The organism is Cognatundibacterium luofuense, from assembly GCF_018139685.1.
Taxonomy (GTDB): Bacteria; Pseudomonadota; Gammaproteobacteria; order Burkholderiales; family Burkholderiaceae_D; genus Undibacterium; species Undibacterium luofuense.
This window is the reverse complement of record NZ_JAGSPN010000233.1, coordinates 1-391: the sequence shown is the minus strand read 5'-3', so window position 1 is coordinate 391 and position 391 is coordinate 1. Positions and strand designations below refer to the sequence as shown.

The window sequence follows — 391 nt, the reverse complement described above, 5'->3', positions numbered from 1 at the left end:
ATCCTACGTATTGGGTGGTCGTGCCATGGAAATCGTGCATGAGCAGCGTGATCTCGAGCGCTATATGCGTGAGGCCGTCAAGGTGTCGCATGATTCTCCGGTCTTGCTGGACCGCTTCCTGAATGATGCGATTGAAGTTGACGTGGACTGTTTGTCAGATGGTGAACGCACCTTTATCGGCGGTGTGATGGAGCATATTGAGCAGGCTGGCGTGCACTCGGGGGACTCCGCATGTTCCCTGCCGCCATACTCACTGTCTCAGGAAACTATCGCCGAACTCAAGCGCCAGACGTCACTGATGGCGAAAGGTCTGAACGTCGTCGGTCTGATGAATGTGCAATTCGCGATCCAGCAAAAAGATGGTCAGGATGTGGTGTTTGTGCTGGAAGTC

1 protein-coding gene is annotated in these 391 nt (G+C 54.0%); it reads left to right on the top strand.

The window, feature by feature from the left end:
• Positions 1 to 391, top strand: a 391-nt coding sequence (locus tag KDM89_RS20185; RefSeq protein ID WP_463322638.1) for an ATP-binding protein, incomplete at both ends; no start/stop codon positions are given.